The following is a 25,328-nucleotide window of genomic DNA, read 5'->3' as shown; positions in this document are numbered from 1 at the left end:
TATGCGAAAAAACAGTCTGGCAAGTTATTTCTTGCTCATTATTACAGTATTAGTCATTACTTCCTGTAGTAAATTTTCAAAATTACAGAAGACGGGTACGGACCAGCAGAAGTACGATGCCGCAATGACCTATTATAAAAAGGGCGATTTTTATCGTTCGGGTTTACTTTTTGAAGAACTAATACCTCTTCTGAAAGGAAGTACAGAATCGGAGCTTGCGCAGTTCTATTATGCTTACACGCAATATCAGCAGGGGCAGTACAACACCAGTCAGTTTCTTTTCAAAAAGTTTTACGATACGTATGCAAGAAGTGATTACGCTCAGGAAGCACTTTACATGCATGCTTTTTCGCTATACAAGGACTCTGCTCCTTTCAACCTTGACCAGGCAAGTACGCATACAGCCATTGGCTCACTACAGGACTTTATTAATGCATATCCTGACAGCCCTTTCCGTGAAGAGTGTACAAAGTACATTCTGGAGCTGAGATCCAAGCTGGAGCGTAAGGCTTACGAAAAAGCGAAGCTGTACCATAAAATCAGTGATTTTAACATGGCATCGCTGAAGTCGGCTGTTATTTCTATTGACAATTTCAAAAAGGATTTTCCGGATTCTAAATACAACGAAGAACTGGCATTCCTGAAAGTAGACTCCCAGTACAACCTGGCTACGAATAGTTTTTACGACAAACAAAAGGAAAGATACCAGGACGTTGTGAAGTTCTATGAAGAACTGGTAGATAAATATCCTTCGGGCAAGTACGTACGTGATGCGGAAAGAATGTTCGACAACAGCAATGAACAAATTGCTACAATCATGAAGGCGGAAGCTGAAAGAAAGTTACTGGAAGCCAAACCGGATACAAATGGCGGTGCTAAACCTGCGAAGGTGACGGCTCCCGCAACTGCAGAAACAAAGATTCAGAACTGATCTTTGTGAGCTCAATTACGTTTTAAAAATTTAAACTATATCCATTAAGTAAGTATGGCAACGAATCCATCCATCATTACCCGCGATACCGATAAAATCGCGGATGTAACAGGAAATCTATATGAATCAGTATCTGTGATCTCAAAAAGAGCTCGTCAGATCTCCAGCAAAATGAAAGAGGAATTGAATAACAAACTGGCTGAATTCGCGTCGGGTGTTGACAATCTGGAGGAGGTTTTTGAAAACCGTGAGCAAATCGAGATTTCTAAGTTTTATGAGCGTATGCCAAAAGCAGGAAGTATTGCCATTGATGAATTCATCGAAGGAAAAACTTACCACAGTCTGCGCGACAACTCAGAAGAATAGTCTCTGAAGTATTTAATAGCCAGCCGTATCAATAATTTTTTATTCATACGGCTGGTTTTCTTTTATAGTACATTCCGGTAAAGCAATAAGACATTGAATCTACAGGGTAAAAAAATAATTCTGGGCGTGACAGGTAGCATAGCTGCGTACAAATCTGCTTTGCTGATTCGTCTGTTGGTAAAGGAAGGAGCTGATGTGCAGGTTGTGATGACGCAGGCTGCAACCGAATTTATAACACCTCTCACACTGGCTACTTTATCCAAAAGACAAGTACTTACTTCGTTTGTCAACGAAAGCACCCATCTTTGGAACAACCATGTTGACCTGGGTTTATGGGCCGATGCCATCATCATAGCACCCGCTACCGCCAAAACATTATCGCGTCTGGCCAGCGGTCATGCCGACGATCTTCTGACAACCATATACCTTTCCGCACGCTGCCCTATATTTTTTGCCCCAGCCATGGATGTGGACATGTTTTTACATCCTTCTACCGTCAACAATATCAAAACTTTGCTGTCTTATGGTAACCATCTGATTGCTCCTGAACACGGAGAACTGGCCAGCGGACTTGTGGGTGACGGCAGACTTGCAGAGCCGGAAACCATTGTCTATCGACTGAGAAAATTCTTCGCTTTCAGGCAAGTGGCGCAAGGTAAACGCGTATTGATCACAGCCGGGCCTACAGCCGAACCTATAGACCCTGTAAGATACATCAGCAATCGTTCTTCCGGCAAAATGGGCTATGCCATCGCAAATGCCTTTGCTATGGCGGGAGCTCAGGTCACTTTGGTAAGTGGCCCCACATCAATAAAAGTGTCAGATACGGATATCAGCGTAATCCATATTCAGACGGCACAGCAGATGTTTGAAGCAACCGAATCTCACTTTGAGGGCAGCGATCTTGTGATATTCTCAGCGGCTGTAGCAGACTATACCAGCGAGCAAGTTGCCAGTCAAAAGATCAAAAAGCAGGGCTCCGCAATGGTTCTTAACCTGAAAAAGACAACAGACATTGCCGGTACTCTCGGCTCTGAAAAGAAACCCGGTCAATTGCTTATAGGCTTTGCCCTTGAAACAGAGAAAGAGCTGGAATATGCCATTGATAAAATGCAGCGAAAAAACCTGGATTACATTATTCTCAATTCGTTGAATGATGCGGGAGCAGGATTTGCACACGATACCAACAAAATTTCCGTTATTGATACAAATAAAGAAGTAACTCATTTTACCATGAAATCCAAAGATGAAGTGGCACAGGATATTCTTGATATCGTGCTGAATAAATGGAGTGAAGTATGAAAAAATCAGTATTTGTTTTCGCTCTATGCATAGGGCTTGTTTATTCAGCAGTGCTATCGGCGCAGTCAGCTTTATTTTCTGTAACTGTAAACTCTGATCAGCTTTTCGCACAGCAAAAGACAGATCCGCAGAGCATGACACAGCTGCAGACTTATATCAATGACTTTCTGAACAACACAAGATGGTCGGACGACGTATTTGCAAAGGAAGAGAGAATCAAGTGCAAACTGAATATCAACCTGACCAAATCAGTAGCACTGGGCAGTTATGAGGGAAATGCACAGCTGGTCGTATCCCGGCCGGTGTTTAACTCCAATTACGAAACTGTGCTTTTCACTTACGTGGACAGGAACTTCAATTTTAACTTTTTACCAGGAAATCAGCTCTATTTTAATGAGGCGAGCTTCACTGACGAACTCCCCTACTCCCTTGCTTTTTATGCCTATTTGGCGCACATATTTGATTACGACTCCTTCAGCAAATTAGGCGGAAGTCCTTACTTGCAAAAAGCATTCAATATTTCAAATCAGGCGAGAAATGCTTCCGGCAATAAACGTGCATGGGATAACAGCACCAATAATACCAACAGCCGGTATTCTCTGATCGAAAACCTGATGAGCCAGCAATTTATACCATTCCGTGAAGGGATGTACAGCTACTACAGGGAGGGACTGGATGTAGCGATACAAAACCCTGTTCAAACCAGAGCGAAAGTACTGGCTGTGTTAAACACACTTAAAGAAGTTGCGCTCACACGCCCTGGCAGTATTGTGATCAATTCATTTTTCGATGCAAAATCGGATGAGCTTTGTAAGATCATGGTTGAAGGTACAGCAGAACAGAAAAAAGACGCGTATACCGTTCTGGTAAGTCTGGATCCCTCTAAAACTCAACTATATCAAAGACTTAACCAGTAAGCGTAACCTTCCCCAATGAGTAAAAGATTGATAAGAATCCAGGGTGCAGATGCCTTTAACAAACTTACCGGACTGGTTAATACCGAAATCAATGTTGTTTTGAAAGACGGCACCACTTATTTCGGCAAGTTGCAAACCATTAGCCAGGACACAGTTATAATCCGCGACACGCGGGAACACATTCATGCATTGCCTGTTGGTACCATACATGAAATCGTAATGGATACCACTGCGAAACTGGAAGAGATCGTAAATAAATAGTTACCTGATTGTATTCAGTTTTTGATTGAAAGATATCGTGGTTATATTCGAATCAATTAAGGAAATCCTTATTTACAGAAACAACCAGCGTATATACACGCCCTTCATTTGATTGACCTGAAATGCTTTCTAATTTACTGATCAAGAATTATGCTTTAATCAAGCAATTGGAAATGACACCCGACCCCGGCCTGAATATTATCACCGGAGAAACAGGAGCTGGAAAATCCATTATGCTTGGTGCCATAGGCTTACTCCTCGGGAATCGTGCTGACGCCAAATCTTTATTTGATTCAAGCGAAAAGTGCATCATCGAAGGAACCTTCAATCTGGCAGGGTACGATATGGCGCCAAACTTTGAAGAAGAAAATCTTGATTTTTCTGACGATTGTATCATCCGGCGCGAAATTTCTGTTTCCGGAAAATCCAGAGCTTTCATTAATGATACGCCGGTCAACCTGGAAACACTTCGTAAAATAAGCAGCCAGCTACTTGATATACATTCCCAGCACGACTCGGTGATGTTGGGAACCAACGAATTTCAGTTAAGAGCTGTGGATGCATTTGCCGGAAATGCTGATTTGCTTGCAGATTACCAGCTACGGTTTCAGCAGTACAAGGATGCTGCAAGAGCGCTGGAGCATCTACGGAATGAAGCATCGCGATTGAGAAGGGAATTTGATTTTGACCAGTTCCTTTTTCAGGAGATCAATGCAGCATCTCTGGTAGCAGGTGAACAGGACAGCCTCGAACAGGAACTTGCCATTTTGGAAAATGCTGTAGAGATTAGGGAGAGATTACAGACAGCATATACTTATCTGGATAGCCCGGAAGGTTCTGTTTTGGAATTACTGAAAATGGCGGTAAACTCTTTAGCCCAGGCTGCCAGGCTCGTCCCTACTTACAATGCATTGCACCAACGGGCACAAAGTGCGCTTATTGAACTTCGGGATCTCACAGATGAAATCGACAGTGCTAATGCTTCTGTTGATCTGGATCAGAACCGTACTGAAATTGTGCGTGAACGATTAGACCTGATATATCTGCTTTTGAAAAAACATCAGCTGACTACAATTGATGAACTGATCAAGCTCGAAGACACTTTACAAAAAAAGCTGAATACAGTACTGAACCTGGATGAGGATCTGGCAGCAGCACAACGCAAGGCGGAGTCAACCGAAAAAGCGATGCTGGAAAGTGCTAAGAAGCTATCGAACAAAAGGCATAAAGTCACTGCTCAGATCGAATCGCTTCTGCTGGAAAGACTAATAGAACTAGGTATTCCCAATGCCTCGCTTTCGATACGCATCAACGAAATACCTGCCTCTTCCAATGGAATTGATTCAGTCATTTTTCTGTTTAGCGGTAACAAAGGAGTTGCACCTCAGGAGCTCAGACAGGTTGCTTCAGGAGGAGAATTTTCCCGTTTAATGATGGTTATCAAGTATATACTGGCAGACAAACGCAAGCTACCTACCATTATTTTCGATGAAATAGATACCGGAGTATCGGGTGAAATTGCCAAGAAAATGGCTAAAATGATGCATAATATGGCTGAGAAACATCAGATCATTGCCATCACACACCTTCATCAGATTGCAAGCAGTGGTAATTCTCACTACTTTGTTTATAAAGATCATTCATCAGAAAAGACGGTGAGTAAAATAAAAAAACTGTCTATGAATGAAAGAATCATGGAAATAGCGCAGATGATTGGCGGGCATAATCCAAGTGAATCTGTTCTGGACAATGCCCGTGAGATGATCCAAAAAAATTAATTCAATATTCATTAACTCTAAAAACCTCCCGGGAATTATGAAAAGTCTTATACCAGCTGTAATTATCGCCAGTACTTTATTCGGTTGTACCAGTGACAAAGAAAAGGTACACGAACTTGAAGGACAAGTGCTTACAATGCACGACGAAGTGATGCCGAAAATGGATGAAATTATGTCATTAAAAATTCGGTTGTCTAAGAAGATCGTTGAACTTGATAGCCTCCAGAATGAAGGGATTACCGGCAATAATCTTGCAGAAGAACGTACAAAAGCGGCGGATCTGAATCAAAAACTGAACGAATCGGATAAAGCCATGATGAGCTGGATGAATGAGTACCGCGGAGACTCGGCCAAGAAACTAAGTGCGGATGCCGCTATTCTGTATTTTGAAAATGAGAAGACAAAAATTGAAGAAGTAAAACTAGTAACTCTTAAAAGCATAAACGAAGCAAAATCGTTTTTGGACAAATAACCATGAATTTAGTAAAAGTAACATTTGTATTAAAATCAATACTATTAACCTCTATTGTAGCACTGGTAATCACCAGTTGTGATAACGCCGGCAAGAAATTACCGATCCTCGGAGAAAGAGACTGGACCACCAAAACCGTGGATGGTAAAGAAGTCGTAGATACTATCTACAATACCATTCCGCCATTTTCCTTTGTAAATCAGAACGGTGATACGATTACAGAACAGATCGTGAAGGATAAAATTTACGTAGCTGACTTTTTCTTTACAACCTGCCCGACTATATGTCCGGTGATGAAAAAACAAATGCTTACCGTCTATGAGAAGTTCAAGGACAACCCTGAACTGATGATCCTATCGCACACAATTGATCCTGAGCACGATACCCCTTCGGTATTAAATACTTTTGCAAAAGATTTGAATGTAACCGGTACACAATGGCAGTTTCTGACCGGTCCGAAAGAAAAGACTTATGAGCTTGGTCTGAAAAACTATATGGTCGTAGCCAAAGAGGAAAAAACAGCCGAAGGAGGTTTTTTACACAGCGGAGCATTTATTCTTGTTGATAAGGACAAGCATGTTCGTGGAATGTATGACGGTACTACCGAAGAAGGTACTAAAAAGCTTATCGCCGATATTCAGACACTATTGGATGAGTATAAGAAATGAGCTGCTACAATTCTAACGGGCTTATCAGCAAGTTGCTGAAGGCCCTTTTTCTTTTCGCCATTGCCACTCTTTATTCCTGCCAGAGCTCTGAACAGCTGAAGTCAGAACAATACTTTGTAGAGGGTTATCAGCTATACAAAACTTACTGTACAAACTGTCATCAGGACGATGGAAAGGGTATGGCGAATCTGTATCCGCCGCTTCAGGGCTCATCAATACTAAAAAATAAAGAATTGATGGCCTGCATTATCAAAAATGGAATGAGTGACACGATTCTGGTAGCTGGCAAAAAGTTTAGCCGCCCTATGCCTGCTAATCCCAAATTAACAGAACTGGAAATTGCAGAAATTGTCTCTTTCGTAACTATGAAATGGGGACAGGACAGCACCCGTACTTCAATTGAACTCGTTCAGAAATCACTGGCTGCTTGTAAGGATCATTAGCTCACGGCACTCCTGAGAATTTATAAATACCCGTCGCCTTTCTGAACTTGATGCGGGTGAAATCCTGCTCTGCATCCATACCTACTGCCTTGGTGATTTCAGATGTTCTTGTATTTCTTACTGTGAGAGGTTTGTCGGTAAAAACCTTTTTGGTTACCGGACTCCAGCTCAACTCAGAAGTGGTAAGCGTTTCTTCTGTCTGGGATTTAATTACCTTCACATGACCTTTTACGATATATACATTCGTAGCATGATCGAAGCGTCCTGAGTCGGCGCGCAGATGGGTAATGATCGTTCCTGTGGGGTCAAAAAAGTTGATATTGACCGTATCCGGAAATATTTTATTCTGATTGCTGTAGGTCATAGACAGAGGTGTTACCATTTGAACTTTTGGCAATCCCTGCTCACTATACCTGATCTGCACATTATTGACGATTTCAATAGGTCCTTCATACAAAGCGCCGATTTTCTTGTCATTATTGCTGCAAGAACTCAGCCCTACAAGGCCGGTAATTACGAGTACTGCAAAAAACCTGCTGCAAAACATGTTTTGCCTGTGATAAGCACTTTGAAATACCCGTAACATACTATTGATGTTTAGTCCAACTTTTGTTTCTGGAACCATCTTTCAAGCAAGGTAATCCCCAATACCGCACGACCATAACGCTCCCGAACAAGCCCTGTACCAGTTACGCCCCGCTGACCGCCTACAAAAGCAATGGAAAGGAAGTTCTGATATCCATATCCCATAGGGAATGTAAAACCAAGACTGATATTTGTATCGTTTACGCCTTTCCCGTTGATTACATACGGACTGTTACCATGACTGAATCCAACCCGATAACGAACACGGTCAAAATAATTAAGAGAAAGGAAGCGCGGGAGGTACTCCACACCTAAGTTTAAACGGTTAACGTTTCTCAAACCATCATTCGAAGAGTTTCTGAAAGCTTTATACTGAGACCATTCCTGACGATTGTAATCCGCAGATACAACCAGTTTCAAAGGCCACTCCAAACTCATTCCAACCTGATATTGTGTGGGTACGGTAACGGATCCAGCTAAATTTTTACTAAGTGTATCGGTTGCGCCTGGTATTACATATGAGTCCTGGCTTAGCTCCAAAGTTCTTGTCTGCGTACCGTTCAAATCTGTTTTAAAACTGTAAGCTCCACCAAGATTCAGATTAAGTTTATTATCCTTTTTTACAGGTATTCTGACAGCCACCCCGGCACGTGCACCAAAATCTGAATAGGCAATCCTATCGTTAATACCGATCAGATAATTGGTAGAGGAAGGTATTAACACTTCCGTCGCCTTTCTCACATTTCCAAAATAGTAAGAGGCTTCCAGACCCAAGCTGATATATTTACCTAGCTGATAACCATTTGTAATGGATGCTTTATTAATTCCACCCTTTCCTGTATTGAAGTAAACAGCCTGGTCTGGCGTTCCCGGTATAACCCGCGTGGAAGTATTTTCAAAATCGACAGAACTATACGGCTTTAAACTACCACCCAGTGTCCATCTTCTGCTTACCGGAAATGCAAGAGCTACATAGGCAAGGTTCCCGCCCAGTGTCTGTTGTTTGTTATTACCCGAAACAACATCCTTGTACTGGCCAATCAAACCGACATCCAGAGTGGTATATTTATTTCTTGACCATAGTGCCGGGTTAAGATTGTTGATCTGAAACCCATTACCGGTGCTGACACCCGACTGCCCCATTCCGACATTATCAGAAAAGCCGTCACCATATAATTCCCCGACACCTAAGGATGAATAAGGTGAATTGCCCAGACCCTGGCCATTAACCTGAATTGGAGCCAAAACATTATAACCTAAGGTAAGTGCAACAGCGAGTATTGCTATTCTTTTATAAAGCGACATTATATCTTAAAATTCTGTTCAATCCAATTAATACCAATTCCGGAACCACAAAGATGGTCGGTTTCAACCTACTTTCAAAAAAAGGAACGTCTCCCCCACATACAACTACACGTAAATCAGAAGATATGTGGCGATATCTTTCAATTATTCCTTCAATTTCTGCCAGCATTCCATTCATGACGCCACTTTCTATTGCTCCCTTAGTACTCTTCCCAATCAATTCCGCCTCAGGAACCGGCTCCAGCTGAGGTAATCGTTTAGTAAACGTATGTAAGGCAGAGAATCGCATTTTCACACCCGGAGATATTGCTCCCCCTTGAAAACTTCCCTCTTTATCAAGAAAGTCATAGGTGATGCAGGTTCCCATATCAATTACCAGCAGGTCATCGCCCGGATAAAGAAACTGCGCACCCACGGCTGCCGCAATTCTGTCTGCACCTAACGTCTGCGGTGTATCGTAATTTTTCGATATGGGCAACGGTGTATCAGGTGTTAAATCAATAACCTCAATGTCTCGTTGCAAAGCACTTCTGAAATCCTCTACACTATTGCCTACGGAAGAAAATAGGATCCTCTCCGGCTCATTCTGCTGTATTTCGGAGATAAGATCAGGCCATAAAAGTCTGTTCTGGTAACGTACCAGATTGTCCTTTTCGAACCATCCGACTTTTGCGTATGTATTCCCTGCGTCAATCGCAATATTCATAATAGTGCAAAAGTCCTCTTTTCCTCTGAGAAAAGCTAGCGCAGACTGTAACTATAATGCCCGATATTGCCTTAAATTATGTTAAAACATCTGACCTATCTCCATGATATTGAGAAGTAATGTTGAAGAAAAAAGATTGTTTTTCCCTATAAATTTGCATTTACCAAAATTTTGATTACCTTCGCCCAACAAATCCTCAACTCAACTATTGAAGTTCTGTTACCCGTCTCCCGATAGCTTTCAGCGTTATCCAAGGTTATAAGGTTCTTACCAGTTATTTTCAATACTCCATTTGAGTGTATTTACTAACTTTTCAAGTTGATCCAACATTTTTTTCCCGGCCGGTAAAGTCATTCACTTGGCCTGAATTAATTCTGATACAGCCATAATTCTTACGTGACCACAAGGTATGCGTTCTCAAAAAATATTCCATTTACCATTCACAAACTCATTATCCGACAGGTAAAGCACTTCTTTGCCTTTTACTTTCTGTATGCTTACAATTGATGAACTGAATCTTAAGCTTCTCTCAGAGCTCAAAGAAATTGCCGGAAGCCTCAGTATTCCAGACTATGCCAAACTACCAAAGAAGGAAATTGTTAACCGTATCCTTGCTCAACAAGAGGCAACAGCAGTACCTGCTGAACCGGAAGTTGATGCAAATCAGGATGATGAGCCTAAGAAAAAGAGGGCCCGGCGTTTGACTCCTTCTACAGAAGCGGTAGTTGCTGAATCCAAGCCGGCTGCTAATCGCCCTGCAAGACAGAGAAAAGAGAGTACAAATCCTTTTCCGTCTTCTGCTCCTCTTTTTGATAATCCCGAAAAGACGGAAGAGCGCAGCAAACCGGCAGCGCAGCCACATCGTGCCGAAAAGACAAGAAACCTTGATATCACACCGGAAGTTGATTCGGAAGATGACACATTGAATGATCTTGGAAAAGAAGAACCTGTAATTGCTGAATCAACTGTAACAGAACCTGAAAAACAGGAAGAAGCTCCTGCAGAGGCAGCTACAGAAACTGCCGCAACAGAAGAGAAGGCGTTCAAACAACCGGCAGAAACTCAGGAAAGACCTCACCAGCCAAACGTATCCCGCGAAGATCCTTCTTCAAAGATCAAAAAGAATTACAATAACTATGTTCGTGAATTTGACGGACTTATTGTAAATGAAGGTGTTCTGGAAATTATGCAGGATGGCGGATATGGATTTTTAAGATCTGCAGATTACAATTATCTGGCTAGTCCGGATGATATATACGTATCACCTTCTCAGATAAAACTTTTTGGTCTTAAAACCGGAGATACGGTGCGTGGCCAGATAAGACCTCCGAAAGAAGGTGAAAAATATTTTGCGCTGTTGCGTGTTGAAACTGTAAATGGAAAAACAACAGAAGAAATACGTGACCGTATCCCATTTGAATATCTGACACCATTATTTCCTGACGAGTGCCTGAGACTCAGCTCACGTCCGGATCAATATTCAACAAGAATTCTTGACCTGTTCGCTCCTATCGGAAAAGGACAAAGAGGAATGATTGTTGCCCAACCTAAAACTGGTAAAACAGTTCTTCTTAAAGAAGTGGCTAATGCCATTACCAGAAACCATCCGGAAGTTTTCCTTCTGATTCTGCTGATTGATGAGCGTCCGGAAGAGGTTACTGATATGCAAAGAAGCGTTCGTGCTGAGGTAATTGCGTCTACATTTGATGAGCAGGCAGATCGCCACGTTAAAGTAGCGAGCATTGTTTTGGAAAAAGCGAAACGAATGGTGGAATGTGGACATGATGTCGTGATTCTGCTGGATTCTATCACAAGATTAGCCCGTGCTTATAATACTGTGGTACCGTCGTCAGGTAAAATACTATCAGGTGGTGTTGATGCCAATGCACTTCACAAACCGAAACGTTTCTTCGGAGCTGCAAGAAATGTGGAAAATGGTGGCTCTCTGACTATTATAGCTACTGCACTGATTGATACAGGTTCCAAAATGGACGAAGTAATCTTTGAAGAATTCAAAGGTACGGGTAACATGGAACTTCAGCTTGACCGCAAGTTATCTAACAAACGCGTGTTCCCTGCTATTGACGTTATGGCTTCAGGTACACGTCGTGAAGACTTGCTTCTGGATAAAGAAACACTTAAAAAAGTGTGGATTCTCAGAAAACACATGTCAGACATGAATGCAATGGAGTCTATGGATTTCTTGCTTGAACACATGAAAGGCACCAGAAATAATGAAGAATTCCTTATTTCGATGAACCGATAATTATATCGAAATAGACTTTGAAAGCAGTTTGTTCTATGAACAGACTGCTTTTTTCATTTATGCTAAGTACGAATATCCCGGAAAATTCACAATGTGTGACTAAATAATTAATTTTAAGTCAGATGTCTGAATCAACCCTAAAAAGAATATGTCAAACAGTAAAATATGGTGGGTATTACTCGCCGTGTGGATCGCCGGTTCCTCGTACTGGCATGTATGTCGCATTAAGCAATTGTGCGATGCGCAACCTGCACTTCCGCAAAGTTCTTCGGTCATTCCTGTTGTCGAACCTCTGGTCATCAGCGACAGTTCGTCTCTTCAGTTACGAGCCAATGGAAACTTTGCTTTTGCCAAAAACGGAGCTACTACAAACTTCACATCTGTTCTACCTGAATTGGATTCTGTATACAGGTATTTGTCGGCCAAAAGCGGTAAACAAATAGTAATAACGGGAAGCTTTTCACCTTCAGAGGTCAACCATACCACTTTTGCTAATCCGGGCGAAGCAAGAGCGCAAGCAATCCGACAGTGGTTTTTATCCAAAGGCCTCCCCGATTCACTCATTGTAGTGAATAGTGTGGAAGCAAAGAACCTGGTTTTCCAGCAAGATACTTTGTATGGCGGAATAGACTTTGGTTTTAGAAACATCGTAGTTTCTAATCCTGCTACAACTGCTCCTCAGTCCGAAACGGATCTGGCAAACAAAGAAAGGTTTGAAAGCATATTTAAGCCAATTGATTTGTATTTCCCTACGGCAAGTTCTGAATATATCAAAACTGATCAAAACCAACTATTTATTGCTGAAGCGAAGAAGTTCCTTTCGGACCATGCAGATAAAAAATTGATGCTGACTGGCCATACTGACAATGAAGACAGTGCTGAATGGAATCTGGTTCTTTCCAGAAAACGCGCCAATTTTGTAAAGAAGCAGTTTGTGGCTCTCGGACTACCCGAAAACCGTATCATTACCGATGGTAAAGGTGAATCGGAACCCAAGGCATCTAACGAAACAGCTCAGGGCAAACGGGCAAACCGGCGTGTATCTATTGTCGTTAAGTAATAATTAAAACACAACGAATATGATTGATTTAAATCCTCTCAATAATCCGGATGCGTTATGGCAGCATTTGCTGATGATCTTCGGAGCAGCAGTTATCGGCTATATCATCGGATACATTTCCGCAGAAAATAAACGGCGATTACTACAAAAAAAACTGCATAGAATAAGTACTGATCTGGACAGTTGCCTTCTTGAAAAACAGCCGTTTGCACATAATACTATACACACTGCAGCGACTTTACGAGTCAAAGATGATCTTAAAATAATTGAAGGTATAGGGCCGGTACTGGAAGAACTTCTCAATTCTGAAGGTATTTACAATTTTTCTCAATTGGGAAAAACACCACCCGACCAGTTAGTAGATATACTAAGAAAGGACGGCAGTAAATTTCAGATGCATGATCCACGCTCATGGCCCCAGCAGGCGACACTAGCTCAAAATGGGATGTGGAATGAGCTCGAAGAGCTGCAAAAAGAACTTAATAAAGGACGTTTCGAATCCTGACACCAAAATTAAATTCGCTACAACAATGCTTTTAATAGAGATAACACCATTTTCAAGACCGGTTGCATTTACAGAAATCATCATTATACTTTTGATTGCTGCTGCTGTAGGTTACTTTCTTGCTCGCCTGGTGGCTCGTGCTGCCATCACCAGAATTGAAGAGGAAATTTCGGAAAAACAACTTGAACTGGATGAATGCCGGTCTCGTCCTGTACAACCGATTCCCATTGCACAAGCAGATACACCAAGGAAAGGAGCTTTCAAAACCGTGTATCCAATTGAGGAACCGGATCCGGGTATCTGTCAGGACTTAAAAGTAATAGAGGGAATCGGACCCAAGATTGAAGAAATTCTGAACAAAAACGGGATACAGAATTATTCGCAGCTGTCTGCAATTCCGGCAGTACGTATAGCCAGGATATTACAAGGAGCAGGCCCCAGGTTTCAGATGCACGATCCTACGACTTGGCCGGAACAGGCGACCCTGGCCCATGAAGGAAAATGGGAAGAGCTTAACGCCCTTAAAGACAAACTGATTGGAGGAAGATAATAAAAACAAAATAGCCGCTCTCAATAAAGAAAGCGGCTATTTTGTTTTTATTCAGCATCTTAAAGCGTAGTGACAGTTCTCTGGATGAACTTAGTAAGGTCACTTCCTGTAAGCAAGCCTTGCGAAAGTAACGCAAGATCGTAAACCTGCTTGGCAAGTGATTTCTGTTCCTCCTCGTTTTCCGTTTGCAAAACCTTCCCGATAATCGGGTGATTCGCATTCAGTGACACTGTATACATCAAAGGCATATCGCCAAACATAGAACGCTGACCTGATGTAGCCTGCATGTCTGTCATACGGCGCATAAATTCAGGGAATGTAATCACCACCGGCAACTCATCAACCGGCATAGCTTCTACTGCAATGTGCGCACTTTTTGAGTCAGCGACTTCCTCGAAAAGCTTTTTCGCCTTTTCCTGATCATCAGCAGACAAGATGCTTTCTAACTTCACATCTTTTTCGATCAGCTTGTCCAAAGTATCAGCATCCACACGCTTCACCGAAGTTTTTTCAAGCTTCTGCTCTAATGCATTAATGAAATGTGCATCAATAACGCTTGTCAGAGACAGCACATCATAGCTGCGTTTTTTAGCTGACTGGATAAAGGCATCTTGTTTCTGTTCGTCAGTCGTGTAAAGCCAGATCTGCGTGTCATTTTTGTCAGTCTGGTTTTCTTTAACCAACTCGCTGTATTCAGAGAAGGTAAAGAACTTACCATCCACATTTTTAACCAAACAGAAATCCTTGGCTTTTTCATAGAATTTCTCGTCGCTTACGATACCATATTTCACGAAAAGACCAATATCGTCAAACTTCGCCTCGAAACTTTCGCGATCATTCTTGAATATCTCAGCGAGCTTATCCCCTACTTTACGTGTAATGTAGCCGTTAATCTTTTTCACATTACCATCAGCCTGCAAGTAACTTCTGGAAACGTTCAAAGGAATATCCGGAGAGTCGATCACACCATGAAGTAACTGAAGGAAATCAGGCACGATATCCTTTACTTCGTCAGTAATAAACACCTGACGGCTGTACAACTGAATTTTTTCGCGCTGCCCCTGGAAATCATTTTTCAGTTTAGGGAAATAAAGAACCCCGGTAAGGTTGAACGGATAATCCACATTCAGGTGAATCCAGAACAACGGATCCTCGCTCATCGGGTACAACTCCTTGTAGAACGCAATGTAGTCTTCATCTTTCAGCTCTGAAGGATTCTTTGTCCAGATCGGGCTTGTATTGTTGATGACCTTATCTTCAAATTCGATTTGAATAGGAAGGAATTTTCCGTATTTCTCCAGAATTCCACGCAAACGGTAGTCGTCCAGGAATTCTTCCGAGTCTTCTGCAATATGAAGTATGATGTCCGATCCCCGATCAGCCTTTTCGGCAGAAGAAAGTGTAAATTCGGTTGAACCGTCACATTCCCAACGTACAGCCTCAGAATCATCTTTGTAAGATTTCGTGATGATCTCTACATTTTTTGCAACCATATAGGCTGAATAAAATCCAAGACCAAAGTTTCCGATGATTTTGCCCTCGTCTCCTTTATCTTTATATTTTTCAACGAACTCAGTAGCTCCCGAAAATGCAATTTGATTGATGTATTTTTTGATTTCATCGGCAGTCATACCGATACCATTATCGCTGATCGTGATAGTTTTGGCATCTTTATCCAACTTCACAACCACTTTCAATTCACCCAGCTCTCCGTTGAATTCTCCGTATGAGGAAAGTTTCTTCAGTTTCTGAGTTGCATCTACAGCGTTCGATACAAGTTCTCTCAGGAAAATTTCATGATCTGAGTAAAGGAATTTCTTAATAATCGGGAAAATATTCTCGGTGTGTATACTTAAATTTCCTTTTTCCTGAATCCCTGTCTCCATATTAGTCGCAGTTTGGTTTAAAATTTTAGAAATAATTTAGCTCTTGCAATACACGATGAAAATTTGCGTTCCATTAGCAATCAATCAGTCGGGGGCTGACAGATTGTCATAAAAATCCGTTACCTCAATATTAAAATGGTATATTGTTAACTGTAAGTGTTTTTCTTAATTTGCGACACCAAATCTTATTCTGAACTGAATATCTAGACTATCCAATACGTATGAATCTTGTTAAAAAATTTGTTGCCGGTATTCTTTTGTTTTCTGCAGTTTCGGCCTGCACAACCATGAACTCCGTCCCTCTATCTAATTATACAGTATTTACCGAAGACCTGAGACGTGATCTTGAATCTGCAAATATTCCTCTGGAAAAAGTTCAGTTTTTCAACGACAAGGCGATCAATATCCGTCGCGAGGTTTCAGATCCGAATGACATCAAGGTAAATCCGGAAGGACAGATTACGATGAGTAATGGTAAAAGCATTCAAACAATCAATGTGCTACCATTTACTCCGGGAGTTGCCCTTGGTACAGGGAACGGAACTATCAACGTTTCATGGGATGATACGCAACAGGATCAGAAAGGAATGAAGTTCAATCTGAGTGGTCAGAACTACTTTTTAGATGTTTTGCCTAATAACAAATTCGACTATAAAGAACGTACATTTGATCTTCAGGGAGGCAACGGAGCACGTCTGTTTGTGAAGAAGGATCTTTTGAAACAAGTTAAAAACTCCCGTGAAACGCTTAAAGGCAGAAAAGTAGGTAACTAATCTCCCCGATATATATTTAACAATGAAGGTCTGGTTTTTCATAACCGGACCTTTTTTTGTCAGTTCAGATTGAAATAGCCCCCGCTGTCTTTGCTTGCCTTTGACTTACTGATAATCGTAGAGTTCTGTACAAGGACAATCACAATAAGGCCAATGATGATCGCAAGTGCAATCTGTAGAAAGGAGATCAGACTGAAACTTGCCATATCACTTTTGGTTTCCTTCATTAACTCCTGCCCTACTCTGGATTGAATTGACGTCAGTTCGTTCAAATTATGAATGGTACTTTGGAATGTTCTGGCACCCGCACCTTCAAAAAGCTCTTTGCCAGCAGCCACATGGCCGGATGCATAGAGGTTGATGATCACCTTTTCCAGCAACGCATACTCGGCAACGCGGTTTTTAAACGCCCCCAAACTCTTCGCTTCCTGATCTACCAGATAGGTTTTCTCGAATGCTTTGATCAGGGAATCTATGTGATTGTTATGCGAACTCAACCCTGCGGCAATCTCTTCTGAGTTACACATTTCATCAGATAATAAGAATTTCTCCAGTGAGAGCCTTTTGCCGTAGAGGTTTTCTGTAAGGTAGATAATGTTGGTAGCCGGAATAAGCCGATCCTGATAAATGGATGAAAATGATTTATCTATCCCCTGCATATTCATTCGGGATATCAGTGTAGCAGCAACGATCATACACATCATTCCGCCCAGTATAATTGCTGTTTTGAATTTTTGCTGAATAACAAACGACCACTTCATAAATAGAAAATTAGCTAAAACACAAACGTAAAGTACAATAAATACATGAAATATATACAAATACCACCACCTACTCTTTCATAGCAGCTTCCTTGTATGTAGTCAAACAGTCATAACATGGTCTCAAATGATGGGATAACGGCTCAATTGTAGTTACTTTGGAAATTCTGATAACAGCGTTATTGCAATACTTTTAATTTTATGAATGTCTTAGCCATTGATTTCAGTAAGGTACACCAGATCCAATTGTTTGGTATCACCATTCTGGAACCTTCTTCTGTTTTATCCAGCCTGATGATGACGGCAGTATGTGTGTACGGATTTGTGAAGCTCAACCAACTGGGCAGAACACATAGGATGTACAAACAAACCCAGTACTTTTTCCTATTTATGGGTTTGGCAACAGCAATCGGCGGTATACTCGGACATGGCTTTCTATATCTAACCGGGCAGCCTGGAAAAATTCCCGGTTGGTTTTCAAGTATGATTGCGGTAGCCCTTTTTGAACGCGCAGCTATCTGGCATGTAAAACCCTTACTCTCACAAAAAATAGGAAAATATCTGGGATGGCTTAATTACATAGAGCTTTCCATTTTTTTTGTACTGGCTCTTGTCACCCTCAACTTTATTGTTGTGGAAGTGCATGCATTCTACGGCCTTTTCCTGATGTTATGTCTGATAGAAATTTATGTATATCGGAAGAAGAGTGACCCGGGAAGCCGCTACATTTTTATCGCTACTTTTCTTGGGGCAGTTTCAGCCGGTTTTCATGCGCTGAAATTCAGTTTTGGCCCCTGGTTCAATTATAACGACATTGCTCACATTCCGATGGCGATGTCCATCTATTACTATTACCTGGGAGCCAGAGATATGAAATATTATGGTGAGGATTATACCGAGAACTAAAGAGCTCCGAAACAATAAAAAAGTCCTTCGCTACGCTGTGTAATGAAGGACTTTTTCTATATCAAAATAACAGATATTACTTATTTGGTTGTGGCGTGTAGCGCAGGTATGGCTTCACAATATTCAGACCTTTTGTGAATTTCTTTTCAGCATCTTCTGTGCTAACAGCCGGAACAACGATCACATCATCTCCGTCCGCCCAGTCTGCAGGAGTTGCTACAGAGTAATTAGCAGTCAACTGCAAAGAGTCAATAACACGCAAAATTTCATTGAAATTACGTCCTGTAGAAGCAGGATAAGTCAGTGTCAGTTTAATTTTCTTGTCAGGACCGATTACAAATACAGAGCGAACTGTCGCTTTTTCACTTGCATTCGGGTGGATCATGTCATACAATTCAGCTACTTTGCGGCCTTCATCAGCGATGATCGGAAAGTTAACCTCCGTATTATTGACTTCATTGATATCCGGAATCCAGCGATTGTGTGAATCGATATCATCAACACTCACGGCAAGTACTTTCACATTACGCTTTTCAAATTCACCTTTCAAAAGCGCAGTTTTTCCAAGTTCAGTGGTGCAAACCGGTGTAAAATCAGCAGGGTGAGAAAACAACAATCCCCAGCTGCTACCCAGCCATTCGTGGAATTGGATCTGCCCCTGTGTAGTGTTAGCCTCAAAATCAGGGGCTATATCTCCAAGTCGAAGTGACATAATTTTAAGATTTTAAATGAAACAATAATCTATTAAACTTATAGAGTTTAACACAAATTTAAATAATTAGTTTCATTATAGAGAAAAACCCGGGCCAGAATCTAAGATTTAATAAAAGGTATAATAAGCCTACTGAATAGCTTCATATTCTTACAAGTTTTCGAAATTTCAGTTAATTTACTTACTTTGACTGACTGCCCTGTAACCAAAATCAAGGTATATTCACCACCATGAATTCCCATTTACCCGTTTATCTTGATAACAACGCCACCACACCGATGGATCCTCGTGTGCTGGAAGAAATGCTGCCCTATTTTCTGGACAAGTTCGGTAATGCTGCAAGCAAAACTCATTCATTTGGCTGGGAAGCGGAAGAAGCCGTGGAACATGCAAGAGAAAGTATTGCGGCTTTAATCGGCGCTTCTCCAAAAGAAATCGTTTTTACCTCCGGTGCCACTGAAGCTGTTAATCTGGCAGTAAAAGGTGTTTTTGAAAGCAACGGTCAAAAAGCCAGTCACCTGATTACGGTCCAAACGGAACACAAAGCAGTGTTGGATACTTGCCTCGCTATTGAGAAAAAAGGTGGGCGGGTTACCTACCTGCCTGTAGATGAAAACGGGCTGATTCGTTTGGATGAGCTTGAAGCAGCAATAAATAAAGATACGTTGCTCATTGCGGTAATGTTCGCCAACAATGAAACAGGAGTTATTCAGCCCATCAAAGAAATTGGTAACATCGCAGCCAAGCATGACATATACTTTTTTACCGACGCCACTCAAGCTGTTGGTAAAATACCAGTGGATGTACAGGAAAACAATATTGACCTGTTGGCCTTTAGTGCGCATAAATTATACGGTCCGAAAGGGATAGGAGTTCTTTACGTTAAAAAGAAAAATGGGCCAACACTTACAGCACAAATTGATGGTGGCGGGCATGAGAGAAACCGCAGAAGCGGTACATTGAATGTGCCGGCAATTGTCGGCCTGGGAAAAGCATGTGAACTGGCAGAAACAGAATTAGCATCCGAAGCTGCACGTTTGAGCCGCCTGCGTAGCCAGCTGGAATCAGAATTGGGGAACCTTGATGTCATCATAAATAGCGGTTCTTCCTCGCGACTCCCTCACTGCTCCAACATTACCTTCCCCGGTGTGGATGGAGAAAAGATGATGTTGGAAGCTTCCGGACGTATTGCATTTTCCCAAAGCTCAGCGTGTACCTCAGCAACTATTCAACCAAGTCACGTGTTAATGGCAATGGGCGTTCCGGTAGAACTGATCCGCAACTCTTTCCGAATCAGTTTAGGCAGATTCACCACATCTGAACACATTGATCTGGCCATAGAGGTAATTTCCAAAATTGTAAATGCACATCGCAGTGAAAGAAATTAAGGACATCATTAATGCATTCGACGCAGCAGTTTCGGCAAAAAAAAGCATGGCGCTGGCCACAGTGGTTCATGTGGAAGGTTCGTCGTACAGGAGACCCGGAGCGCGGATGCTTGTTACTGACGATGGACAGCTGACCGGTGCTATAAGCGGTGGCTGCCTGGAGGGTGATGCACTTAGGAAAGCACTTTTGGCAATTTCTCAACAGAAAAACAAACTGGTAACGTACGATACCACAGATGATGATGACAATACGCTGGGGGTGCAACTGGGGTGTAATGGTATAGTACATATTCTTTTCGAACCTATTGATCCCGAACAGGTTAACAATCCTATTGCTTTACTGAAGCGTGCATCCGCAAAAAGGCAAAATGCGGTTTTGCTCACATTGTTTTCTCTGACAGGACGGAAAGATTTTCAGCCAGGAACATGCTGTCTGTACCTTGAAAAAGAAAATATATCCGAGTATAGTGTAGCTTCTATTGTAAGTAATGATGTTTTCTTAAAAGAAATCGAACATGCTCAACAAATTCAGGATTCGTTTTTTAAGAGTTTTGTAATTGACGGTCAAAATCTGACAGGCTTTGTAGAATATCTCAAAACCCCTCCGTCACTTGTGATTGCCGGTGCAGGTAACGACACCATTCCGCTCATGGACATGGCATCGGTTTTGGGCTGGAATATCATTGTCGTAGATGGCCGGAATGGTCATGCAACTTACCAAAGATTCCCGAAAGCCACACAGGTGTTGGTTTCCAAAGCCAATGACGTGCTCACACATATTACGCCAGATGAGCAGACATTTTTTGTGCTAATGACCCATAATTACAATTATGACATTGCACTTCTGAAGGAGCTTATCATGCTGGACATTTGTCCATACATCGGAACATTGGGTCCGAAAAAGAAGCTGGATCGGATGTTTGATGATCTTGAAAAGGATGGACTTACCGTCACCGAGAAGCAAAAAAGTAAAATTTTCGGACCTACAGGACTGGATATAGGCGCTGAAACATCTGAAGAAATAGCACTGTCCGTACTCTCAGAGATCAAGGCTGTGATGAACAACCGGCTGGGAACTTTTTTAAGAGAAAAATCCGAGCCTATTCACAATCGCGCCGGTCAGAATTTGGATTACTCCAAATCAGTTGCAGAAGGATTTCTTTGCGCTATCCAAAATCCGATCTGAGGTATGAATAAGGAGCATCACTTTGGAATAGTAATACTGGCAGCAGGTAACTCCTCCCGACTTGGACAACCCAAACAACTACTTCAGTATAATGGCAAAACACTGATTCGCAATGTGATTGATGCTGCTACACAAGCACGACTTTCTCCTGTCACTATAGTAACTGGTGCCAATGCAGCACTCCTCTCCGCTGAAATAAATGATTCTTCCACGATTGTTGTGCACAATAAAAATTGGGAGGAAGGGATGTCGTCCTCCATTCGCACGGGCATAACAGCCCTTGATAATACCTCTTCACTTCAGGGCATAATCCTGGCTGTAAGCGATCAGCCATTTGTAGATTCAACTCTATTCCTAAGTCTTGTTCAAAAGGCTCAGTCATCAGAAAAAGGAATTATAGCCAGTTTTTATGACGATTCTCTTGGTACACCTGTACTATTCGGGAAAGAATATTTCGATGCCCTGCTGGAATTAAAAGGAGCAGAGGGAGCGAAAAAACTGATCAAGCAATTTCGGGAAAACGTTGCTTCTGTCCCTTTTGCATTGGGTGGAATTGATATTGACACCCAGGAGGATTACCGCAAACTGAATGACATGTGATACCCTGCCACTTTTAGGTTACACAGAGAGCGACAGAGGCGTATGTATCTATCAAAAGAAATGTCATTGGCTCCTCTGCCAGCTCCGCACACCCCTGTCCATCATTTGTATTAAGATCATTTTACTCAAAATATTTCCCATAAACATTTGGAATATGAAATTACACGCTTACTTTTACAGTGTACTATATAACTAATACACTAAACAACTAAGCCATGATCAAACTTGATCGATTATCATTCGGTTATAGTAAGCAGAAGTTACTGTTTGAAAATTTATCCATGCAGCTCGAACCAGGTCATATCTATGGGCTGCTGGGTAAAAACGGAGCCGGGAAATCAAGCCTGATCAGAAACATGGCGGGGTTGCTTTTTCCTTTGAGCGGCACTATTGATATTAATGGATTCATACCTCAAAAGCGTCTCCCCGACTTCCTGAAAGACATATTCTTTATTCCGGAAGAGATTTATCTGCCATCTGTGACCATTGACCAGTATGTGAAAGTTCTGGCTCCGTTTTATCCGCGTTTTGATCACGAGCAGTTTATGTCACACATACATCAGTTTGATATCCCAAGGAAAAACAAACTCACAGACATGTCCTATGGGCAGAAGAAAAAGCTGATCACGGCGTTTGCTCTTGCTACGAATACGAGAGTCCTGTTAATGGATGAGCCCACCAACGGTTTGGATATTCCGTCCAAAAGCCAATTCAGGAAGGTAGTTTCCTCAGCGCTTGAACCTGACCGGCTCATTCTGATTTCAACACACCAGGTACGCGATCTCGACAATCTGATAGATGCTGTTATTATTATTGATAACAACCAGATTATGATTCAGCACAGCCTGGAAGAAGTAGCTGAACGACTGCATTTCGGAACGCTTCCAAGCGTGGAATTTGATAATCGGGTTTTGTATGCTGAACAATCCTTACGTGGCTATAAAGCAGTGTTTGAAAACTCTGACCGCGAAGAAAGCCGTGTTGATCTGGAACATCTTTTCAATGCCGTCACTAAAAATCCTGATCGGGTTAGACATATCTTCAGACCATAGCAAAGCCAGATTTCCTTATTACTCAATATTAAGTCATATACCAATAGTTATCACATTTCTTCAATATGAACCAAACCTTCGATCTACAGCGATTCTGGCTCTTCCTTAAACTTGATTGGGCAGAAAAAGGCAGAAAGTATTTATTAACAGGCGGACTTTTGCTGGTCATCATGATGACGCTCATGCTGCCAATTATTCTTACCAACAGTTTCAGTCAGATACTGATGTTACTGCATGCACTTGCCCTTTTTATGGTAGTGATGTTTGGAGGAAGCCTGTATACTTCCACCGTTTTTACGCAATACGGAACTACAGATACCGCTACTGCATCCCTGATGGTACCGGCTTCACAACTTGAAAAATTCCTGGTTCCTCTGTTACTGAACCTGATCTTCATCATTCCGGTTACATTTCTATTTTCAAAGTTACATTTCTGGTTTATTGGCATTGCCAACAGCAGCCAAACAGGTTCATCCAGATACAGTTCAATTCCTTATGATGTATTGCGTTATTTTATTTACCTGCATATGATTATTCAGGGTTGCGTATTTCTGGGTTCGATTTACTTCCGCAAATTGTCATATGTTAAAACCGCTGTTTTGCTCTTTTTCATAGCGATCACTTTCACAGCTGTACATATCATTTACATATACAAGGTCACCGATTCCCCGGCACAGGTTGTATCTTTCCCATTTTCAGCCTGGAAGCTCTGGTATTCTCCATCAGGAAAACACTACTATCTCGCGCACTCAGAAAGTGAGCAGGCATTACTTTACACCTTTCCTATTCTATTCCTTCTGACCACGTGGTATATATCATTTGTACGATTGAAAGAAAAAGAGATTTAATCACGGACACCAATGGATTTTAAAGACAAGCAACCTATATACATACAGATAGCAGATTACATCTGCGAGCAGATTCTGCTTGGCAAGTGGCCGCCAGGCGAAAGAATCGCTTCTGTGAGAGACCTGGCAGTTATTATGGAAGTAAATCCTAACACAGTCATGCGGGCATATGAGTTTTTGCAGAATAAAGAAATCATCTTCAATAAACGGGGAATTGGCTATTCTGCTGCTGAGAATGCAGACCAGCTCGTAATCGTCTATCGTAAGGAGCGGTTCATGGAAAATGAACTTCCTGAGCTTTTCAAAACGATGTATCTGCTCAATATCAATATTGAAGAATTACAGGCTAAATATGAGGCCTTTGTGTCAGAAGCATACCCTGAAACACCATAACATTACACTCATGAAAAAAAGTACTATTTTGATCATCGCCTTATTGGCATTTTCATTTGTTGCCATGATGGCTTCGAATGTGGCAATCAAAAAACAGTTTGACGAGATAGATCCCCATAATCCTTATCACGGTTTTGAACGACACATCTTACAGGAATTCAGCTACATAAAACTGGCTGGCAACTACTACGGCGTAACCCAGGTTGAGTATGGTAAAGACAATGAAATACTCACTACCCAACTTAAAAATGGAGACAAAAGCCCGGTCGTGACCTGGACTGTAAAGCAGGACACCCTGTTTGTTAACTACAATTGGAATGCAAAAAAGATACCTTACTTTGAGCAATGGACTAATATTCCTCCCAATGTGATTATTAAGGTACCAGCCTTAAACGGACTTGATTCAGACGGCATATTTACCAGAATTAAAGATCACAAGAGCCAAACATTTGCGTTGCAGCAAAGAGGGATGGCTACTTCACTAAGCAATAATCAATTCGAAGATTTCACCGTCCAAACCTCCGGAGGAGCTGAAATCACCATTCTCAATACAAATAAATTATCGACAGCCTCTTTAATTCTTTCCGATTCCAGCAAATTCACATCTGAGGACGATAGCTTTGGCACACTCTCCATGAAGACGGATAGTAATGTAAAAATTCAGCTGCCAGCCAAGACCTTGAAGAAAATCAAATACTTATAAATACC

General features: G+C 41.7%; 28 protein-coding genes. 22 read left to right on the top strand and 6 right to left on the bottom strand.

What is annotated here, in order from left to right; all coding sequences use genetic code 11:
• Position 1: 1 nt before the first annotated feature.
• The 9 genes from DSL64_RS23410 (at position 2) to DSL64_RS23370 (ending at position 7,138) form a co-directional block, all read left to right on the top strand.
• Positions 2-931: an outer membrane protein assembly factor BamD gene (locus DSL64_RS23410; protein WP_115833374.1), complete on the top strand. Its 930-nt coding sequence runs from the start codon at positions 2-4 to the stop codon at positions 929-931.
• A gap of 54 nt (positions 932-985) precedes the next feature.
• Positions 986-1,297, top strand: coding sequence for a DNA-directed RNA polymerase subunit omega (locus DSL64_RS23405; protein WP_115833373.1), 312 nt, complete (start codon positions 986-988; stop codon positions 1,295-1,297).
• Positions 1,298-1,390: 93 nt separating this feature from the next.
• Positions 1,391-2,599: a bifunctional phosphopantothenoylcysteine decarboxylase/phosphopantothenate--cysteine ligase CoaBC gene (gene coaBC, locus DSL64_RS23400; RefSeq protein ID WP_115833372.1), complete on the top strand. Its 1,209-nt coding sequence runs from the start codon at positions 1,391-1,393 to the stop codon at positions 2,597-2,599.
• Entirely contained in the window at positions 2,596-3,516 is a 921-nt protein-coding gene (porD, locus tag DSL64_RS23395) for a type IX secretion system protein PorD (protein ID WP_115833371.1), read from the top strand. Before coaBC ends, porD begins: the two co-directional genes overlap by 4 nt.
• Before the next feature lie 15 nt (positions 3,517-3,531).
• The gene (locus DSL64_RS23390) at positions 3,532-3,777 is read left to right on the top strand and encodes a hypothetical protein (RefSeq protein ID WP_115833370.1); all 246 of its coding nucleotides are present in this window, start codon (positions 3,532-3,534) and stop codon (positions 3,775-3,777) included.
• Between the two features lie 122 nt (positions 3,778-3,899).
• Positions 3,900-5,555, top strand: coding sequence for a DNA repair protein RecN (recN, locus tag DSL64_RS23385; protein ID WP_115833369.1), 1,656 nt, complete (start codon positions 3,900-3,902; stop codon positions 5,553-5,555).
• 37 nt (positions 5,556-5,592) lie between these two features.
• Positions 5,593-6,027 (top strand): viral A-type inclusion protein, encoded by a 435-nt coding sequence (locus DSL64_RS23380; protein WP_115833368.1) that lies wholly within the window; start codon positions 5,593-5,595, stop codon positions 6,025-6,027.
• A gap of 2 nt (positions 6,028-6,029) precedes the next feature.
• The gene (locus DSL64_RS23375) at positions 6,030-6,695 is read left to right on the top strand and encodes an SCO family protein (RefSeq protein ID WP_115833367.1); all 666 of its coding nucleotides are present in this window, start codon (positions 6,030-6,032) and stop codon (positions 6,693-6,695) included.
• Positions 6,692-7,138, top strand: a complete 447-nt coding sequence (locus tag DSL64_RS23370) for a c-type cytochrome (RefSeq protein WP_115833366.1) — start codon at positions 6,692-6,694, stop codon at positions 7,136-7,138. The genes DSL64_RS23375 and DSL64_RS23370 overlap by 4 nt, the downstream gene beginning before the upstream one ends.
• 1 nt (position 7,139) lies before the next feature.
• On the opposite strand, the gene lptC is transcribed toward DSL64_RS23370, so the two are convergent.
• From lptC to DSL64_RS23355, 3 genes are read right to left on the bottom strand one after another with little or no spacing between them, the layout of a single operon-like run.
• On the bottom strand, positions 7,140-7,724 hold the full coding sequence (gene lptC / locus DSL64_RS23365) for an LPS export ABC transporter periplasmic protein LptC (RefSeq protein WP_229217203.1): 585 nt from the start codon (positions 7,722-7,724) through the stop codon (positions 7,140-7,142).
• 11 nt (positions 7,725-7,735) lie between these two features.
• Positions 7,736-9,028 carry a BamG family beta-barrel-assembly machinery protein gene (gene bamG, locus DSL64_RS23360; protein ID WP_229217202.1) on the bottom strand — a complete coding sequence of 431 codons (1,293 nt, stop codon included), beginning with the start codon at positions 9,026-9,028 and terminating at the stop codon, positions 7,736-7,738.
• Positions 9,015-9,734 (bottom strand): type III pantothenate kinase, encoded by a 720-nt coding sequence (locus DSL64_RS23355; RefSeq protein ID WP_115833364.1) that lies wholly within the window; start codon positions 9,732-9,734, stop codon positions 9,015-9,017. Before DSL64_RS23355 ends, bamG begins: the two co-directional genes overlap by 14 nt.
• A 493-nt stretch (positions 9,735-10,227) precedes the next feature.
• Between DSL64_RS23355 and rho the strand changes: the two genes are divergently transcribed.
• From rho to DSL64_RS23335, 4 genes are all read left to right on the top strand, one after another.
• A complete protein-coding gene (gene rho / locus DSL64_RS23350) occupies positions 10,228-12,000 on the top strand; it encodes a transcription termination factor Rho (protein ID WP_115833363.1) in 1,773 nt (590 codons plus the stop codon).
• 148 nt (positions 12,001-12,148) lie between these two features.
• Complete coding sequence (locus tag DSL64_RS23345) at positions 12,149-13,060, top strand: OmpA family protein (protein ID WP_115833362.1); 912 nt, start codon at positions 12,149-12,151, stop codon at positions 13,058-13,060.
• 19 nt (positions 13,061-13,079) lie between these two features.
• Entirely contained in the window at positions 13,080-13,565 is a 486-nt protein-coding gene (locus tag DSL64_RS23340) for a helix-hairpin-helix domain-containing protein (RefSeq protein ID WP_115833361.1), read from the top strand.
• Between the two features lie 25 nt (positions 13,566-13,590).
• A complete protein-coding gene (locus DSL64_RS23335) occupies positions 13,591-14,115 on the top strand; it encodes a helix-hairpin-helix domain-containing protein (protein WP_115833360.1) in 525 nt (174 codons plus the stop codon).
• A gap of 59 nt (positions 14,116-14,174) precedes the next feature.
• On the opposite strand, the gene htpG is transcribed toward DSL64_RS23335, so the two are convergent.
• Positions 14,175-16,001, bottom strand: a complete 1,827-nt coding sequence (gene htpG / locus DSL64_RS23330) for a molecular chaperone HtpG (protein ID WP_115833359.1) — start codon at positions 15,999-16,001, stop codon at positions 14,175-14,177.
• A gap of 221 nt (positions 16,002-16,222) precedes the next feature.
• Between htpG and DSL64_RS23325 the strand changes: the two genes are divergently transcribed.
• Positions 16,223-16,774, top strand: a complete 552-nt coding sequence (locus DSL64_RS23325) for a hypothetical protein (protein WP_115833358.1) — start codon at positions 16,223-16,225, stop codon at positions 16,772-16,774.
• 59 nt (positions 16,775-16,833) lie between these two features.
• Here the strand turns inward: DSL64_RS23325 and DSL64_RS23320 are convergent, their stop codons facing one another.
• Entirely contained in the window at positions 16,834-17,535 is a 702-nt protein-coding gene (locus tag DSL64_RS23320; protein ID WP_115833357.1) for an MCP four helix bundle domain-containing protein, read from the bottom strand.
• Positions 17,536-17,736: 201 nt separating this feature from the next.
• On the opposite strand from DSL64_RS23320, the gene DSL64_RS23315 reads away from it, so the two are divergent.
• Positions 17,737-18,441, top strand: a complete 705-nt coding sequence (locus DSL64_RS23315; RefSeq protein WP_115833356.1) for a DUF6962 family protein — start codon at positions 17,737-17,739, stop codon at positions 18,439-18,441.
• 76 nt (positions 18,442-18,517) lie between these two features.
• Here DSL64_RS23315 and DSL64_RS23310 read toward each other — a convergent pair whose 3' ends face one another.
• Positions 18,518-19,153, bottom strand: a complete 636-nt coding sequence (locus tag DSL64_RS23310) for a peroxiredoxin (protein ID WP_115833355.1) — start codon at positions 19,151-19,153, stop codon at positions 18,518-18,520.
• A gap of 230 nt (positions 19,154-19,383) precedes the next feature.
• On the opposite strand from DSL64_RS23310, the gene DSL64_RS23305 reads away from it, so the two are divergent.
• The 7 genes from DSL64_RS23305 (at position 19,384) to DSL64_RS23275 (ending at position 25,323) form a co-directional block, all read left to right on the top strand.
• Positions 19,384-20,541 carry a cysteine desulfurase family protein gene (locus DSL64_RS23305; protein ID WP_115833354.1) on the top strand — a complete coding sequence of 386 codons (1,158 nt, stop codon included), beginning with the start codon at positions 19,384-19,386 and terminating at the stop codon, positions 20,539-20,541.
• Positions 20,528-21,727 (top strand): XdhC family protein, encoded by a 1,200-nt coding sequence (locus tag DSL64_RS23300; RefSeq protein ID WP_115833386.1) that lies wholly within the window; start codon positions 20,528-20,530, stop codon positions 21,725-21,727. The genes DSL64_RS23305 and DSL64_RS23300 overlap by 14 nt, the downstream gene beginning before the upstream one ends.
• 3 nt (positions 21,728-21,730) lie before the next feature.
• Complete coding sequence (locus DSL64_RS23295) at positions 21,731-22,327, top strand: nucleotidyltransferase family protein (protein WP_115833353.1); 597 nt, start codon at positions 21,731-21,733, stop codon at positions 22,325-22,327.
• Between the two features lie 215 nt (positions 22,328-22,542).
• Positions 22,543-23,379, top strand: a complete 837-nt coding sequence (locus tag DSL64_RS23290; RefSeq protein ID WP_115833352.1) for an ABC transporter ATP-binding protein — start codon at positions 22,543-22,545, stop codon at positions 23,377-23,379.
• Positions 23,380-23,444: 65 nt separating this feature from the next.
• On the top strand, positions 23,445-24,227 hold the full coding sequence (locus tag DSL64_RS23285; RefSeq protein ID WP_115833351.1) for a hypothetical protein: 783 nt from the start codon (positions 23,445-23,447) through the stop codon (positions 24,225-24,227).
• 12 nt (positions 24,228-24,239) lie between these two features.
• On the top strand, positions 24,240-24,620 hold the full coding sequence (locus DSL64_RS23280) for a GntR family transcriptional regulator (protein WP_115833350.1): 381 nt from the start codon (positions 24,240-24,242) through the stop codon (positions 24,618-24,620).
• Positions 24,621-24,630: 10 nt separating this feature from the next.
• Complete coding sequence (locus DSL64_RS23275; protein ID WP_115833349.1) at positions 24,631-25,323, top strand: hypothetical protein; 693 nt, start codon at positions 24,631-24,633, stop codon at positions 25,321-25,323.
• Positions 25,324-25,328: the final 5 nt, after the last annotated feature.

The organism is Dyadobacter luteus (assembly GCF_003383615.1).
Classification (GTDB): domain Bacteria; phylum Bacteroidota; class Bacteroidia; order Cytophagales; family Spirosomataceae; genus Dyadobacter; species Dyadobacter luteus.
The sequence above is the reverse complement of the archived record's forward strand: the minus strand, read 5'-3'. Positions and strand labels throughout refer to the sequence as shown.